This window comes from Micromonospora sp. NPDC049171 (genome assembly GCF_040648275.1).
In the GTDB taxonomy this organism is placed as follows: domain Bacteria; phylum Actinomycetota; class Actinomycetes; order Mycobacteriales; family Micromonosporaceae; genus Micromonospora.
In genome coordinates this window covers 239511-255315 of the sequence record NZ_JBEZDJ010000009.1, presented here as the reverse complement: position 1 = coordinate 255315, position 15805 = coordinate 239511, and the positions used below count along the sequence as shown (strand labels likewise).

Genomic DNA, 15805 nt, shown 5'->3' with positions numbered 1-15805 from the left:
CGGGGGGGGCCCCCCCCGGGGGGGGGCGGGGGGGGGGGTGGGGTTAGGTGGGGGGCAGGTGGGCTACTGCGCCGGTTTCCAGGGCGGCCCAGATGCCGGCGGCGGTGCGGGTGATGCCGTGTGGTTCGGCGTTGGGGGTGGGTAGGGCGTAGCTGTCGATCCGGCCAGTGGGATCGAGGTGACCGATCCGGTTGGCTCCCCACTCGGTGAACCAGGCGCCACCGGCCGGATCGGCCACGATCGCGTGCGGACGGGCCGCACGATCGGGCAGCGGAAACTCGACGATCTCGCCGTCGGGGGTGATCCGGCCGAGCTGACCGGCGGCGATCTCCACGAACCAGATCGCACCATCGCTGCCGAGCGTGATGCCGACCGGGCCGGCGTCCGGGGTGGGCAACGGATGCAGTGTCACCCGGCCGTCGAGGTCGATCCGGCCGATCGCGTTCGCCTGGTTGAGGGTGAACCAGAGAGCCTGGTCCGCACCGGCGGTGATCATCGAGGCGAACCCGCCGGTCACCGGCAACGGGAACACCGTGACCGTGCCGTCGATGTCCACCCGGCCGATCGTGTCGGAGCTCATCCCGGCGTACCAGAGCGCGCCATCTCCTCCGGCGGCGATACCGCCCGGCCCGGCGCCGGCGGGCAGGGCGATCGTGCGCTGCTCGCCGTCGGTGCTGATCCGACCGATCCGGTCGTCTCCCGAGCGGGTGAACCACAGGGCGTCGTCCGGCCCCGCCGTGATGATCAGTGGGCGGCCACCAGGCTGATCCAGCGGGTACGTCCGGACCGCGCCGTCGGCCCCCAGCCGGGCGATCCCGCCGGCGTGGACCAACGTCAGCCACAACGCGCCGTCGGGGCCGGCCGTGATGCCGTACGGGCCGACGCCCGGCTCGACGAGCGGTATCTCCCGAATCTCCACGGTCATCTCGACGTGCGTCCCTTCGTCGGTGAATCGCCAACCCTGACGGTTCATCACGCACTGGCGCAATCGATTTGGCCGCCGGGCAGCCAGGATTGTCAGCCCGCTGACAGGTTCGCCACGGGTTACGCCCAGCCAGCCTGGTCACTGTCGGTGATGACAGCGCACGTCACCGACCTTCTGGAGGACAGCATGTCCCGCACCATCCCCAGGAAGCACCTGCTGGCCGGTCTGGCCACCGCCGGCGTCCTCGGCGTGGGGATCGCCGCCCCGACGATCGCGTTCGCCGCGGACACCCCGACTCCGACACCGAGCGCCAGCACCGCCCCGGCCCCCGGATCGAAGGCCGACACCGCTCCCGGCGCCAAGGCCGACCGGCAGAACGAGTTCGCCGAAGCGCTCGCCAAGGAGCTGGGCGTGCCCACCGACAAGGTGACCGCCGCGCTGGAGAAGGTCCGCGAGCAGCACCGGCCGGCCGATCGCCCGCAGCGCCCGTCCGCCGCGGACCGGCAGGCCGCGCTCAAGGAACGGCAGGCCGCTCTCAAGGCGCGCCTGGACCAGGCGGTCAAGGACGGCAAGCTCACCCAGGAGCAGGCCGACGCCATCACCAAGGCCATCGAGGCCGGCGTCTTCCCCGGCCCGGGCGCCCACCGTGGCCCGGGCGGTCACGGCGGACCGGGCAACGACGGCGGCCCAGCGGATACGCCCGGCAGGTAACCCATCGGGGCAGGCCCTGGCCAGACCGGGCCTGCCCCGACTTGATCCACTCGACTTTCATGAACCCGCGGTGTCCACACCAGCCCAACACCCCCGATTCCATGAAACCGAGTCGATCAACGCCCGACGCACACCAACCAGACCCACCCGGCCGGCCGCCCTCTGGGCGGCAGACCCCGCAGGCGTCAGGCAGCGGGCTTCAGGCCGGCGGGGGCGTGAAGATCCCCAGTTGGTTGCCGGCCGGGTCGAGCAGGTGGGCCAACGTGAGACCGCTCGGGGCCGTTCGCGCCGGCACCAGCACCCGGCCGCCGGACTCCTCGGCCCGTCGGCAGGTCTCCGCCACGTCGGCGACCTCGGCGTAGAACACCGCGTAGTTCGGCGACGCCCCGTCGATGGCCCGGACCGCCCCACCGATCCCGGTGTCGCCGCCGGCTCCGGTCACCCGGTAGGACCCGCCGTCGGTCGAGCCCTGCTCCTCGAAGGTCCAGCCGAACAACTCGCCGTAGAAGCGTTCCGCCTCCTCCGGCCGATCGGTGCCGATCTCGAACCACGTGATGGGTGTCGCGGACATCTACTGCCTCCAGAGTTTCCCGTACCGGCCGAACGGCCGTTGTCTGGAACAGTTTCGGTGGCCTCCACGACAACGTCCTGTCGGTGTTTCTGTTTTCAGCAGAATTTGGCGCCCTACGGCCCGTCCGCGAACCGCCGCAGCCGTTGCACCAGGTCGGGCCGACGGGAGCCGTACCAGAACGCGAAGTGCTGCGCCTCCGCCGCCGAAATCCACTCGCGATGGAGTTCGAGCTCGTACATCCGCACCACCAGCTCGCAGGTCGTCTCGTCCAACCAGTCGAGCGGATGTCCTCTGCCCGCCGCCCCACCCCGGGCCCTGGCGAGCAGGTCGCCGGCGAGCGCGACCCACCTGGCGTCGACCTGATCGTCGCGGCCCACGAAGGCGAGCACGCACCTGACGGCCGGGGCGGCATGGCCCGCAGTCAGGTCCAGTGCGTCCAGGTGTTGGAGGACATCGGCGGCGAACGCGGATGACAGCTCGGTGTCGAGGGCCAGCCGGTCCAGGAGGAAGGCGGCAACTGACTCGTCCCGCGACGTCGGCCGGTGCGGCTCAATGCTTGCCAGCAGTCGCCGGTACACCCGCTCCCGCTGCGGAAGCGGCGTGGGATGCAGCGGCAGAAGGGCAACATCGAGCAACAGTCGAGCCTCCGAGCGGTCTCCGTCCGGAAAGCTCAAGAAGTAAGTGAGGGTGTCGAAGCGCCTCTCCAGCAAGGAGAGTCTCGCCGGCTCCACGGCGTGCAGCATCGCCTCGGCGTGCGGATCGCACTCGAAATGGACGCTTCGGCGCCACAGGTCGACATCAACATCGGGGACGTACCTGTGCGCCCCGTCGCCATCGGAGGTCGGGAGGCCCAGACGGACGGGGAGGTGCCAGCGGGGGTCCGGTTCCGTCGAATCGACTCCGGGGCTCAGCGACAGGGTGAGCCGAGGCTCCCCGTCCTGCCAACCCCGGATCGGGTGGACCAGGGTCAGCAGACCGAGGTAGGCGGCGTCGTCCAGGTGGGCCCGCCACTGCACCGCCCGCCTCCGCCAACTCCGCACGGGCTGTGCACTGGACGGGAACACGTCGCCGCACGGCAGGTCAGCGATGGACAGCGCGAGCAGCAGCAGGTTCGCGGCATACACCGCGCAGCGCTCCGGCAGGTGCAACCGTCGGGGCTGGTAGGACTCGTGACGGCCCACCGGGCGCGGTTCCGACGTCACACGGAACAGTCGCAGCAGCAGGTCCAGCGCTTCGGCGCGGTGCTGCTCCGGCCACGCCGCCAGCGCCTCGACGACGAAGGTGACCACCGGCGCACGGTTGGACAGCACGGCGAACGAGAGCAACGCGTACAGCCGGTCGTCGTCGACGGGAGCATCGTCGAGCAGGGTCGCGGCCTCACGCACCACGAGGTCACGCAGAACGAGCGTGACGGTGCGGGCGATGAGAAACTCGCCGAAGGTCGCGTGCAGGAACTCGTAGGTGTGCGACGGCCCGTGCTCCCGCACCGCCGTGGAACGGTGCACGAAGAAGAACCTCCCCAGCACGATCTCGGCGGTGCTCAGCGACCCCCGCTCGTCCTGCCGGACCGTCGAGGCCCGCCGCCCGAGGAAGGGCAACGCGGCCAGGTCAGCATCGAGATCGTCCTCGCTCACCCACTGCACGCCCCGGTTGAACATGCTGAAGGCGACGACCGAGAGCCGGCGCAGTTCCTCCTCCGTCGCCCGGGCCAGGTCCCGTTCCGACAACCCGGACGACTGCTTCAGGACCTCCCGGTGGGCGAACCGCTTCAGCAACCGTTCGTACAGCTCGCCGCGCCCCAACGCGCCGGCCGAGCGTAGGTCGTGTCCGTCGGCGTCGTAGAGCGCGAGCATCAGCAGGAGCAGCGGCTGCTCCGCGAGCTCCCGGTGCGCCCGCACCACGTCGGGGTCCAGGGGACCGGTGCCCGACGCCCGGAAGCAGTCGGCGTTGACCCGGTTCCACGTGGCCACCCAGGTATCGATCCGGGTCGCGTCGAACGGCTCCAGCAGCACCGCGACCGCGCCGGGTGGCGGCTGGGCGCGATCGGCGACGCTCGTCCGGGTGGTGACGAGCACCGCGACCGACCGTCCCTGATCCGCCTCACGACGTTGGAACGCCGCCACCCTGCGCAGGTAGTCGGTCTGGCTGGCGCCGGTGGCCTGGAGCAGTTCGTCGAACCCGTCGAGTAACACGACAGGCATGGCGTCGCCGGCCGACCGCACCAGGTCGGGCCAGGTGAGCCGCTCGCCGGTCGCCGCGCGTAGCGCCTGCTCGATCTGGTCCTGCAGGTCACCGGCGGCGTACACCTCTCGCAGCACGACGCGGATCACCAGGAAGTCGGCGGCAGGCAGTTGGGCGGCAAGGATCCGGGTGAGCACGGACTTGCCCGAACCTGGCTGACCGAGCACGAGCAACGGCGCCGTCGTCGCACCCGCCGAGGTCAGGTGCACCACGAGCGACTGCCACAGATCCTCGCGGAGTGGGCGGTCGCGCCACCAGCTCTCGTCACTGGCGCGCGCCCCGGCCCCCAACTCGGCAATCCGGCACAACGGCGGCACGTACGCCTCACCGAGCGTCGGCATCCGCAAACCCGCCGGCACGTCCCCCGACGAGACGATCGGTCGCCGCAGATCGGAGGTGTAGGCGGCGGCGAGACCGGCACGTCTGTCGTCGGGAGGGCGGCCGGTGGACATGACGGCCAGGGCCCGACGCATCTCCGCCAACCCGACCGAGATCGCCCGGAGCTGTTGGCGGGTGGCCTCGTGTTCCTGCAACCCCAGCCAGAAGTTGACCTCGAAGAAGTCCTCCGCCAACCGGGTCAACAGGTCTCGGTGCCGTCTGATGGCTACGTCCGGAAGTCGGGACAGGGCCGTGGCGGCTCTGCTCCGCAGCTGGTGGTCTGCCTGCTCCCAGACGGCCAAACCCTCGACGAAGTGCAGGACCCGGCCGGTGAGACCGTCGAAGTACGTGACGAGGGCCGCCCGCAGTGCCGGGTACGGCAGGTGTGGCCCCGGCAGTGGCGCCGCCGTGCCGAAGAACGAATCCACGATGCCGTCGCTGACCGACCCGGAACTGGCGAGTGCCAGTTGTTCCCGCTTGTCCACCGCCAGGTCGGCCGCGTCGAATGGCAGATCGACGTCGTGCAGCGCCTCGAAGAAGGCGGTCACCGCGATCACGGCGTGCGCCGCCTCCAGACGCTGCGTCCGGTCGTACCGGGACAACCCGGAGCGTTGTTCGGAGACGTTGCGTACCAACTCGTGGCCGAGCCGGACGAACTCCGCCTTGGCGTCGAAGATGCCCAGCGCTCCCGGCACACCGGCGACCGAGGCTCCCAGGAGCGACCAGCCCGTCAGCTTGTCGAACCAGGTGAAGAACCGGCTGTTCTCGCCGCCGAGCAGCCGGACGGCGTCGGCGTAGCTGAGCGTGTCGGGCACCCTGGTCCTCCCCCGCGACGGCAGACCCGCCAGCCTCCCGCAATCCTGCTCGGCGTGCTGTCAGGTATCAGACCAGGCTCAGCGGCCGGACCCGCTCCCGGGGGATGTCGAGATCCGTCGGGCGGAACTCCCGGACCACCACGTCGGGCAGCGCCTGGACGCTGCGGATCCGGTCGGTACGGAAGCAGCGCAGCTCGTCGCGCAGCCGGCACCAGGCCAGCAGATACCAGTGGCGGGGGTTGCCGAGGTAGCCCAACGGCTCGACGTCGCGCACCGAGTCCGCGCCGGCGCGGTCGGCGTACCGGATGCGCAGCACCCGCCGCGCGGCGACCGCGTCGGCGACGATGGCCGGGACGGGCGTTGCCGGCCCGTCACCGACCAGGTGCACCCGGCCGGCGAGGCGGTGCGCTTCGGCGGCGTCGGCGGCCGGCAGCACCGCCACCAGTTTGCGCAGCGCGGTGGCGCCCGGCCCGGCGAACGGTGTGCCGTCGAGGCGGTGCAGCGCGACGGCCATCGCCACCGCCTCGGCGGCGGTCAGGTTGACCGGGGGCAGGGTGCGGCTGCGGTCCAGGACGTAGCCACCGGTGCGCCCGCTCTCGGCCCAGATCGGCACCCCGGCCTCCTGCAGCGCGCCGATGTCGCGCTCGATGGTCCGGCTGCTCACCTCGAAGCGGACCGCCAGCCAGCGGGCGCTGCGTGGCCGTGGCGACACCGCCCGCAGCTCCTCGACCAACGCGTAGAGCCGGTCCGTACGGTTCATGCCCCGCACGCTACGGCCGGGGTACGACGCCGGACCGGCACGCGACCGGCTCAGCGATCGGACCGGGACGCGACCGCCGTCAGGCGATGCAGGCGCAGACGATCAACGCGGCGCCGAAGTGGGTGGCGGCGCTGACCCGGGCCGCCGGGTGTGGCTCGGGCGAGCAGATGACCTCGCCGAGTTTGCCCGGGGTGAGCAGGTCCAGCACCACGAAGGCCAGCGCCATGATGGCCAGCCCGACCAGCCCGAACAGCACCGTGGAGGCGAGCCCCCGGCCGAAGTCGCTGTAGCTGGTCAGGATCGCGGTGAACACGATCCCGGCGATGCCGAGCTGGTTGGCGGCCAGCAGCAGCCCCGCGTTGGCGTTGCGGTCGACCCAGATCAGGTCCCGCAGCCGCCCGGGGGTGAGCAGGTCGACCAGGCCGAAGCCGGCCGCCATCAGCCCCACGCCGACGATCCCGAACACGACGCTCTGCCAGGCACCGCTGAGCAGATCCTCCAGCACCGACTGCCTCCCGACTCTCCGCCCGGAGGGGTACCGGCGCGGTGATCGAGACGATAGCGGCAGTGCGCAACCGCGTCAGCCCCCCGCGCTCACAGCGCCAGGTAGCGCTGCCGCTCGTACGGGGTGACCTCGCGGCGGTACTGCTCCCACTCGGCCCGCTTGTTGCGCAGGAAGAAGTCGAAGACGTGCTCGCCGAGCACCTCGGCGACCAGCTCGGACTCGGCCATCACGTCGATCGCCTCGGCGAGGTTTTCCGGCAGTGCCTCGTAGCCCATGGCACGCCGCTCGGCGCTGGTCAGCGACCAGACGTCGTCCTCGGCGCCCGGCGGCAGCTCGTACCCCTCCTCGATGCCCTTCAGGCCGGCGCCGAGCAGCACCGCGAAGGCCAGGTACGGGTTGGCCGCGGAGTCCAGCGAGCGGACCTCGACCCGGGCCGAGTTGGGCTTGCCGTACGCGGGGACCCGGACCAGCGCGGAGCGGTTGAGGTGACCCCAGCAGACGTACGCGGGGCTCTCGGTGATCCGGTCCGGCAGGGCCTGCGGGAACAGCCGCTTGTACGAGTTGACCCACTGGTTGGTGACCGCCGTGTATTCCCGGGCGTGCACCAGGAGGCCGGCGATGAACGACTTCGCCACCTTGGAGAGCTTCATCGGGTCACCGCCGTCGTGGAACGCGTTGCGCTCCCCCTCGAACAGCGACAGGTGGGTGTGCATCCCACTGCCCGGCTGGTCGGTGAACGGCTTCGGCATGAAGCTGGCCTGCACTCCGGTGGAGAGCGCCACCTCCTTGACCACGTGCCGGAAGGTCATGATGTTGTCGGCGGTGGTGAGCGCGTCGGCGTAGCGCAGGTCGATCTCCTGCTGGCCGGGTGCGACCTCGTGGTGGCTGAACTCCACCGAGATGCCGATGCGTTCCAGCGCCAGCACGCCCTGGCGGCGGAAGTCGCGCGCCACGGCGTGGGTGGTGTGCTCGAAGTAGCCGCCGGTGTCCACCGGGGTGGGCACCGAGCCGTCCTGGGGGCCGTTCTCCAGCAGGAAGAACTCGATCTCCGGGTGGGTGTAGAAGGTGAAGCCCTTCTCGGCGGCCTTGGACAGCCCGCGGCGCAGCACGTGCCGGGGGTCGGCCCAGGACGGGCCGCCGTCGGGCAGCAGGATGTCGCAGAACATCCGGGCGCTCTCGCCGCTGACCCCGCCCTCGAAGGGGAACACCTGGAAGGTGGTCGGGTCGGGCATGGCCACCATGTCCGATTCGAAGACCCGGGCGAAGCCCTCGATCGCCGAGCCGTCGAAGCCGATGCCCTCCTCGAAGGCCGCCTCCAACTCGGCCGGCGCCACCGAGACGCTCTTGAGCGTGCCCAGCACGTCCGTGAACCACAGCCGGACGAACCGGATGTCCCGCTCTTCCAGCGTGCGGAGGACGAACTCCTGCTGACGGTCCACTTCCCCAACCCCTCGCGACACTCTTTTGTCCGCCTTGGCCGGGCTGCCCCGACCTGATCGCCCAGTCTTACCGGGCCTGGTTACGCAGACGTTACGCGAACTGCCGCCGGTCGTCCCCTCGTGTCCCGCCCGGCGAGCGCGAGCCCGCCGGCTGTGCCGCCCGCGTCCGCCGTCCGGACGGCCGAGCCCCTGCCGTCGCGGCCTCGCGGACGCCTGTCGCGGTAGGTGGCGGCAATCTCGTCCGAGGGTACGGATTGTCGCGCGGAGGCTGGGGCAAGATGAAGGCATGCCCACCCTGCGTCTCGCCCTGTCCCAGGTCAACCCGAGCGTCGGCGACATCGCCGGCAACGCGGACCTGGTCCGCAGCTGGACTCGCCAGGCCGCCGATGCCGGTGCCCAGCTGGTGCTCTTTCCGGAGATGATGCTGACCGGGTACCCGGTCGAGGACCTGGTCTTCCGGCGCTCCTTCGTCGCCGCGTCCCAGGCCGCCGTCGAGCGGCTCGCCGCGGACCTGGCCGCCGACGGCCTCGGGGAGTTGCCGGTCGTGGTCGGCTACCTGGACGCCGACGGACCGCCGCAGGTCAGCGGCGACGCCGAGCCCGGCCGGGGTGCCCGCAACGCCGCCGCGCTGCTGCACCAGGGCACCGTGGCCGCCCGCTACTTCAAGCACCACCTGCCCAACTACGGGGTCTTCGACGAGGACCGCTACTTCGTCTCCGGCGACACGCTGACCGTGGTGCGGATCGGCGGCGTGGACGTCGCGTTGACCATCTGCGAGGACCTCTGGCAGGCCGGCGGTCCGTTCGCCGCCGCCCGGCAGGCCGGCGTCGGGCTGGTGGTCAACATCAACGGCTCGCCGTACGAGCTGAACAAGGACGACATCCGGCTGCCGCTGGTCCGCCGCCGGGCCGTCGAGGCGGGCGCCACCATCGCGTACGTCAACATGACCGGCGGCCAGGACGAGCTGGTCTTCGAGGGCGACTCGATGATCGTGAGCGCCGACGGTGACCTGCTCACCCGGGCTCCGCAGTTCGTCGAGCACCTGCTCGTGCACGACGTCGAGCTGCCGGCCGCCACCACGGCGCCGACCACCGAGGTCATCGCGGACGGCATGCGGGTCGCGCACCACACGGTGGACGGGATTCCGCCCGCGCCGTCCGGCCCGGCCGCCACCGGCGGGCTGATCGAGCCGGTGGCCGACGAGGCCGAGGTGTGGCAGGCGCTCGTGCTGGGCCTGCGCGACTACGTCAACAAGAACCGGTTCCCGTCGGTGGTGCTCGGGCTCTCCGGCGGCATCGACTCGGCGGTGGTGGCCGCGCTGGCCGTCGACGCCCTCGGGCCGGACCGGGTGGTCGGTGTGTCGCTGCCCAGTCAGCACTCCTCGGAGCACTCCCGGGAGGACGCCGCCGACCTGGCCAAGCGCACCGGCCTGGACTACCGCGTCGAGCCGATCCAGCCGATGGTGGACGGTTTCCTGGCCAACCTGTCGCTGTCCGGGGTGGCCGTGGAGAACCTCCAGGCCCGGGTCCGGGGCGTGATCCTGATGGCCCTGTCGAACCAGGAGGGCCACCTGGTGCTGACCACCGGCAACAAGAGTGAGCTGGCGGTGGGTTACTCCACGCTGTACGGCGACTCGGTGGGCGGCTTCAACCCGGTCAAGGACGTCTGGAAGACGCTGATCTGGCGGCTCGCGAAGTGGCGTAACCGGGACGCGGATCGGCGCGGTGAGACCGCCCCGATTCCGGAGAACTCGATCGGCAAGCCGCCGAGCGCCGAGCTGAGCCCGGGCCAGCTCGACAGCGACAGCCTGCCCGACTACGACGTCCTGGACCCGATCCTGATCGGGTACGTCGACGGTGACCTCGGCCGCGACGGGCTCGTCGAGTCGGGCCACGACCCGGCGGTGGTCGACAAGGTGCTGCGACTGGTGGATACCGCCGAGTACAAGCGACGGCAGTCGGCACCGGGCACGAAGATCTCCATGAAGGCGTTCGGCCGGGACCGCCGGCTGCCGATCACCAACCGGTGGCGCGAGCACGGCTGAGGCGTACACCTGGGGGTGCCGGGTCGGTGGCGCGGCCCGGCACCGCCTCGCGGTGGCCGCCGGGCGCGGGCCTCGCGGTTTCGCGGTGGAGTGACATCTCGCACTGGGCCCTGCCGTCACCCCGTCTCGCGGTGCGACGATCGCGACGGAACCCGGGGACCGCGCAGGCGGCCTCGAGGAAGGGAGACAGAGATGGTGGAGTCCACTCCGAGCGAGGTGACCGCGTTGTACGGCGGACCGGTCACCCGTCGGGTCCGCACCCGTGACCTGATCGCCGCCAAGGAGCGCGGCGAACGGTGGCCGATGCTGACCTCGTACGACCAGTACACCGCGGGGATCTTCGACCAGGCCGGCGTGCCGGTGCTGTTGGTCGGCGACTCGGCCGCGAACAACGTCTTCGGCTACGAGACGACCCTGCCGATCACCGCCGACGACCTGCTTCCGCTGGTACGGGCCGTGGTGCGCTCGACCCGGCAGGCACTCGTCGTCGGTGACCTGCCGTTCGGCTCCTACGAGGAGGGCCCGGCCCAGGCGCTGCGCACCGCCGTCCGGTTCATGAAGGAGGGTGGCTGCCACGCGGTGAAGCTGGAGGGTGGCCGCCGCTGCGCCGCGCAGATCGCCGCGATCGTCGGCGCCGGCATCCCGGTGATGGCGCACATCGGCTTCACGCCGCAGAGCGAGCACACTCTCGGTGGCTACCGGGTGCAGGGCCGGGGCGACACCGCCGACGAGGTGCTCGCCGACGCACGGGCGGTGGCGGAGGCGGGCGCGTTCGCGGTGGTGCTGGAGATGGTGCCGGGCGAGGTGGCCAAGCGGATCACCCACGAACTGGCGATCCCCACGGTCGGCATCGGCGCCGGCCCGGACACCGACGCCCAGGTGCTGGTCTGGCAGGACATGGCCGGCCTGCGCACCGGCAAGGCGCCACGTTTCGTGAAGCGGTACGCGGACCTGGCCGGCGCCCTCACCGACGCCACCCGCCGCTTCGCCGACGAGGTCCGTGGCGGCGAGTTCCCGACCGCGGAGCACACCTTCTAGGCGTGATCCACCCAGCTTTGCCGAAAACGCGGTGTCCCGAGGTCAGGGACACCGCGTTTTCCGGAAACCGGAGTGGATCACACCGCTCGGGTCAGAGGTCGGTGACGCGGATCCCGGCGTGGGCCTTGTAGCGCTTGTTGATGGCGATCAGATTCGCCGTGAACGCCTCGATCTGGTGAGCGTTGCGCAACCGGCCGGCGTAGATGCCGCGCATTCCGGGGATCCGCGCCGCGAGCGCCCCGACGATGTCGACGAGCTCACGGTCCTCGGTGCAGATCAGCACGTCGAGGTCGATCCGGTCGACCTCGGGGTCGGCCAGCAGCGGGGCGCTGACGTGGTTGAACGCCGCGCAGACCCGGGAGTCGGGCAGCAGCGCGGCGGCCTGCTGCACGGCGCTGCCCTCGGCGACGGTGAGCGCGTACGGGCCCTGCTTGTCGAACCCCAACGGGTTGACACAGTCGACGACGATCGTCCCGGCGAGCGGCTCGGCGAGTGCGGCGACTGTCGCGGCGTGCCCGTCCCACGGCACCGCGATGATCACCACGTCGCTGCGGCGGGCCACCTCGTCGTTGGCCGCGCCGGTGATCCGCACGTCGGCCGGCATCCGGGGCAGCGCGGCGATCTCGGCGGCGGACTCGGCGGCCCGCTCCGCCGACCGGGAACCGATCAGCACCGTCTGCCCGGCTCGGGCGAGCCGGTAGGCGAGGCCACGACCCTGATCGCCGGTGCCACCGATGATGCCGACCGTCAGCCCGGACACGTCGGGCAGCGTGCTCGCGTCGTATGCCATGGGCTCATCCTCGCAAACCGTCAGGTCCGTCAGCAGCGGCAGGCGTTGTGACAATCCCCGCTGCCGGCGAGCCCGCCGCCCGCGACGCCACCCGCGGCGACGGGCGGGACCGCCGCGAGTCGGCTCAGGCCAGCTCGAACAGCACCGTGCGGGCTGCCGGGTCGGCGGTGACCAGGCGGGCCCGGACCCGTTCGCCGAGCGGCAGGTCGCCGTGGCAGCGGGCCCGGACCGGTGGGGTGTCCAGGGCAACCGTGCCGCCGGGCGGGCGGGGCCGGGACTTGCCGTTGGGTGGGGCGTCGACGTCGAGCACGGCCGCCTCGAAGGTCTCCCCCACCCGGTCGGCAAGCAGCACCGCCTCGACCAACTCGACGGCGCCCCGGGCCGCCGCCGAGGCGACCCGGTCGGTGCTGGCCATCACCTCGGGCAGCCGGGGCAGCGCGTCGCGCGCCCAGTCGGGCACGTCCCGACCCGCGTGCAGGGCCAGGCAGACCTCGGTGGCGTACCTGTCGGCCAGGCGTCGCAACGGCGCCGTGACGTGGGCGTACGCGGCGGCCACACCGCCGTGCTCCGGCTGCTCCGGCCGCGTGCCGTCGAAGGCGGTGTACGCCGCGCCGCGCATCAGCTCGGCCGCCTGGTCGATGAAGGCCGCGGAGCGCGGCTGCGTGGCGTCCAGGCCGGCGATCACCTCGCCGGGGCCCGCGCCGTCCGGCCAGTGCACGCCGAGCGGGGCGGCAGCCGCCCACAGCCGCTGCACCGCCTCCGGTTTCGGGGCGGGCATCGTCCGCAGCAGGCCGATCCCGCCGGCCAGCATGATGTCGGCGGCGGCCATGCCGGTCAGCAGGGAGATCTGCGCGTTGTGCTCCTCCATCGGCACCGGCCCGCGCAGCACCAGCCGCCAGCCGTCGCCGTCGGGCTCCACGTCCTGCTCGGGCAACGGCAGGTTGATGGCGCCGCGGCGCAGCCCCCGGGCGGTCAGTCGCTCACCGATCTCGGGCAGCAGCGCGATCGGCTCGGGCAGTCGCCCGGCGTCGGCCGCCGCCTGCACCCCGGTGTAGTCGAGTTTGGCGCGGCTGCGCACCAGGGCGCGTTCCAGCTCGACGGCTACCGTGCCACCGTCGGCGTCCAGGTCGATGGTCCACACCACGGCCGCCCGGTCGTCGTCCGGCAGCAGGCTGGCCGCGCCCTCGCTGAGCGTCAGCGGATGCAGCGGCACGTGACCGTCGGGCAGGTAGACCGTCTGCCCGCGCCGCCAGGTCTCCTCCTCCAGCGCGCCACCCGGCTCGACGTGCGCGGCGACGTCCGCGATCGCGTACCGCACCCGGTAGCCGCCGCCCGGACGGCGGGCCAGGTGCATCGCCTGATCCAGGTCACGCGAGCTGGCCGGGTCGAGCGTGACGAACGGCACGTCGGTGCGGTCGACGGAGGGCCGCGGCGGCGCGGCGGCGGCCGCGTCGGCCTCCCGTTGGGCGGCCGCCGGGAAGCCCTCGGGCAGGCCAAACTCGCGGCGCAGTGCGCCGAAGTCGATGCGGGGCGCGAGTACGCGTCGAATGACCACGGGTCAATCCTGACAGCGCCGGCGGTGATCCGCTTCCGGTGACCGGCCGAGATCTTCGCCGAACCGCCCCGCCCGTTCCGCCCCGCCCCCCTTGGAGCAGCGGGCGGACCCGCCACCGCGCAAGCGGCGTCGCGGTGAGGGCACGGCGGGACGAGCCGGGCCGAGACGCACGTGTCCTCAGCCGGTCGCCTTCCGGGCGGTGCTGCGCGTACTCCGGGGGGTGGTGGCTCGGGCGGCCACCGGGCGGGCCGGCGACTTGCGGGCGGTCACCTTGCGGGCCGGGGCCTTGGCCGCGGTGGTCTTCTTCGCCGGGGCCTTCTTCGCCGCCGCCTTGCGGGCGGTGCTCGACGATGTGCCGGTCGCCTTCGCGGCCGGCGCCTTCTTCGCGGCGGCCGTGCGGACGCCGCCGCTCGGGCGGGTGGAAGCGGCCTTCTTCGCGGTGGTCTTCTTGGCCGGGGCCTTCTTCGCCGGGGCCTTCTTGGCGGCTGTCTTCTTCACCGCGGACGCCTTGGTCGCGGCCTTGCGAGCCGGTGCCTTCGCCGCGGCGGTGGTCCTCTTCGCCGCCGACGCCGTGGTCTTCTTCGCGGCGCCGGTCGTCTTCTTCGCGGCGCTCGTCGTCTTCTTCGCCGTGCCCGTTGTCCTGGTCGCGGCGGTGGTGCTCGTGCGTGCCGTGGACGCGGGGGCCCGTTTCGCGGCGGTGGTCGTCTTGCGGGTGGCGGTCGAGGTCTTCGCCGGGGCCTTCCGGGCCGCCGCGCTGGTCTTGGTCGCGGCCCTCTTCGTCACACCGGCCTTGGCGGCGGTGGTCCTGGACGCGGCGGTGGTCCTGCTCGCGACGGTCTTGGTCGCGGCCTTCTTCGCCGGGGCCTTCTTCGCCGCCGTGGTGGTCTTCTTCGCCGGGGCGCGCCCCGCGCCGCCGGCAGCCTTCCGGGCCGGAGCCTTCGCCGCGGCGGCGCTCGCGGTGGACTTGCGCACGGGGGTGGTCCGGCTCGCCGCCGTGTTCCGTTCGGCCGCGGCGGTCTTCTTCGCGGTGGTGCGGCGGGCGGTCGGACGGGTGGTGGCCTGCTGTGCTTCGGCCATCGTGGTTCCCTCCTCGGGGACGTGCTCTCGCGTGCGTCCTCGCGGAGCACGAAATACCTCGGCACGGGCCGTCCCGCGCCGTCTACCTGTCCTCCCCGGCCCAACGAGCGTCCTCGGCATCCCACGCCTCGTTGCGCTCCTGCACTCGTTGCAGGGCGTTCTCCGCGTCGGCCGCCGAGTTGTACGGGCCGAGAACATGCTTCGCCGGACACACGTCGGCGTCCGTCTCGACCCGGTGGTGCCGGGTGCACCAGTAGAAATGCCCACCACGTTCGCTGTCGCTCATGGGAATCACTGTGCACCGCGAACCGACCGGCCGCCACCGGATCGCGCAAGTCGCCGACCCTCTCCACAGTAGATATGCATCGGCCCTGGCGGGGCAGAACACCCGAAATAGGTCGATCGGGCTGGCTGACGCGACGGCTGGCCAGGGGGTCGCGGCCTATGATCGCCCGATGGCGACACCGGACTACATCGTGGGGTTGCGCAAGCACGTCGGTCACGACCTGCTCTGGCTGCCGAGTGTCAGCGCCGTCGTCCGCAACGACGCCGGTGAGCTGCTGCTCGGCCAACGTGCCGACGACGGCCGCTGGTCGGTGGTCAGCGGCTTCGTCGAGCCGGGCGAGCAGCCGGCCACCGCGCTGGTGCGCGAGGTGCGGGAGGAGACGGGCCTGGACGTGGCCCCGGTGCGCCTGTCCAGCGCCGTCTCCCATCCGCACACCTATCCCAACGGTGACAGGTGCGAGTACCTGAATCTGGGCTTCCTGTGCCGGCTGGTGGGCGGCACCGCCCGGGTCAACGACGACGAGTCGCTGGCCGTGGGGTGGTTTTCGTTGGACCGGTTGCCCGAGTTGGACAAGCACGCCCTGCTGGTCATCGCCTACGCGCTGCGGGAGAACCAGGTGGCCGGTTACCTGGAGCCGGGCACGACGTGGGACGACGTGCCCGACTGAGGT

The 15805-nt window shown here is 72.0% G+C and carries 14 protein-coding genes; 4 read left to right on the top strand and 10 right to left on the bottom strand.

Annotation, left to right across the window (positions count from 1 at the left end):
* Positions 1 to 43: 43 nt before the first annotated feature.
* On the bottom strand, positions 44 to 925 hold the full coding sequence (locus AB0B14_RS14670) for a virginiamycin B lyase (protein WP_357070436.1): 882 nt from the start codon (positions 923 to 925) through the stop codon (positions 44 to 46).
* Between the two features lie 186 nt (positions 926 to 1111).
* On the opposite strand from AB0B14_RS14670, the gene AB0B14_RS14665 reads away from it, so the two are divergent.
* A complete protein-coding gene (locus AB0B14_RS14665; RefSeq protein ID WP_357522700.1) occupies positions 1112 to 1636 on the top strand; it encodes a hypothetical protein in 525 nt (174 codons plus the stop codon).
* A 199-nt stretch (positions 1637 to 1835) separates the two neighbouring features.
* Here AB0B14_RS14665 and AB0B14_RS14660 read toward each other — a convergent pair whose 3' ends face one another.
* The 5 genes from AB0B14_RS14660 to glnA form a co-directional block, all read right to left on the bottom strand.
* Positions 1836 to 2207, bottom strand: coding sequence for a VOC family protein (locus tag AB0B14_RS14660; RefSeq protein WP_357522692.1), 372 nt, complete (start codon positions 2205 to 2207; stop codon positions 1836 to 1838).
* A gap of 113 nt (positions 2208 to 2320) precedes the next feature.
* Complete coding sequence (locus AB0B14_RS14655) at positions 2321 to 5641, bottom strand: ATP-binding protein (RefSeq protein WP_357522691.1); 3321 nt, start codon at positions 5639 to 5641, stop codon at positions 2321 to 2323.
* Positions 5642 to 5708: 67 nt separating this feature from the next.
* On the bottom strand, positions 5709 to 6401 hold the full coding sequence (locus AB0B14_RS14650; RefSeq protein WP_357522690.1) for a WYL domain-containing protein: 693 nt from the start codon (positions 6399 to 6401) through the stop codon (positions 5709 to 5711).
* 79 nt (positions 6402 to 6480) lie between these two features.
* Entirely contained in the window at positions 6481 to 6906 is a 426-nt protein-coding gene (locus AB0B14_RS14645) for a DUF350 domain-containing protein (RefSeq protein WP_357070446.1), read from the bottom strand.
* A gap of 89 nt (positions 6907 to 6995) precedes the next feature.
* The gene (gene glnA / locus AB0B14_RS14640) at positions 6996 to 8345 is read right to left on the bottom strand and encodes a type I glutamate--ammonia ligase (RefSeq protein ID WP_357070449.1); all 1350 of its coding nucleotides are present in this window, start codon (positions 8343 to 8345) and stop codon (positions 6996 to 6998) included.
* A gap of 286 nt (positions 8346 to 8631) precedes the next feature.
* On the opposite strand from glnA, the gene AB0B14_RS14635 reads away from it, so the two are divergent.
* Both AB0B14_RS14635 and panB read left to right on the top strand, forming a co-directional pair.
* Positions 8632 to 10389: an NAD+ synthase gene (locus AB0B14_RS14635; protein ID WP_357070452.1), complete on the top strand. Its 1758-nt coding sequence runs from the start codon at positions 8632 to 8634 to the stop codon at positions 10387 to 10389.
* A 192-nt stretch (positions 10390 to 10581) separates the two neighbouring features.
* Entirely contained in the window at positions 10582 to 11427 is an 846-nt protein-coding gene (gene panB / locus AB0B14_RS14630; RefSeq protein WP_357070455.1) for a 3-methyl-2-oxobutanoate hydroxymethyltransferase, read from the top strand.
* A gap of 91 nt (positions 11428 to 11518) precedes the next feature.
* On the opposite strand, the gene npdG is transcribed toward panB, so the two are convergent.
* The 4 genes from npdG to AB0B14_RS14610 all read right to left on the bottom strand — a co-directional run bounded on the left by npdG (position 11519) and on the right by AB0B14_RS14610 (position 15135).
* Entirely contained in the window at positions 11519 to 12217 is a 699-nt protein-coding gene (npdG, locus tag AB0B14_RS14625) for an NADPH-dependent F420 reductase (protein ID WP_007463329.1), read from the bottom strand.
* 124 nt (positions 12218 to 12341) lie between these two features.
* Positions 12342 to 13772, bottom strand: coding sequence for an RNB domain-containing ribonuclease (locus AB0B14_RS14620; protein ID WP_357522689.1), 1431 nt, complete (start codon positions 13770 to 13772; stop codon positions 12342 to 12344).
* A 177-nt stretch (positions 13773 to 13949) separates the two neighbouring features.
* A complete protein-coding gene (locus AB0B14_RS14615; protein ID WP_357522688.1) occupies positions 13950 to 14849 on the bottom strand; it encodes a histone in 900 nt (299 codons plus the stop codon).
* A gap of 82 nt (positions 14850 to 14931) precedes the next feature.
* On the bottom strand, positions 14932 to 15135 hold the full coding sequence (locus AB0B14_RS14610) for a hypothetical protein (RefSeq protein ID WP_357070464.1): 204 nt from the start codon (positions 15133 to 15135) through the stop codon (positions 14932 to 14934).
* 169 nt (positions 15136 to 15304) lie between these two features.
* Here AB0B14_RS14610 and AB0B14_RS14605 point away from each other — a divergent pair, with 169 nt between their 5' ends.
* A complete protein-coding gene (locus AB0B14_RS14605) occupies positions 15305 to 15802 on the top strand; it encodes an NUDIX domain-containing protein (RefSeq protein ID WP_357070467.1) in 498 nt (165 codons plus the stop codon).
* Positions 15803 to 15805: the final 3 nt, after the last annotated feature.